At 71.5% G+C, this 239-nt stretch carries 1 pseudogene; it reads left to right on the top strand.

The window, feature by feature from the left end:
• Window positions 1-239: pseudogene (locus ACQG3P_RS22855) on the top strand (hypothetical protein); the annotation flags it as partial.

The raw sequence follows: 239 nt of genomic DNA, 5'->3' as shown, positions 1-239 counted from the left end.
GTACGGATTCGAGCGGCGCGCGCAGGTGGTCGACTTCATGGCGCAGGCGCTCGGCGCGGACATGTACTCTCTCGACCCCAGTGCCTCGCACCTGGAGTTCGGCCGGCTGCTGCGCCAGGTGCGCACCCTGGCCGTGCTGCGCTCGACCGACCACCTGCTGGTCCAGGAAGCCACCCGCGACCGGCTGCTGGCACGGCTGTCCTCCACCGCCGACGCGGTGGTCGGCGGGTTGCTGGATG

The organism is Stenotrophomonas sp. SrG, from assembly GCF_050031795.1.
Lineage (GTDB): Bacteria > Pseudomonadota > Gammaproteobacteria > Xanthomonadales > Xanthomonadaceae > Stenotrophomonas > Stenotrophomonas rhizophila_A.
This window is presented reverse-complemented; position numbering and strand designations above follow the sequence as displayed.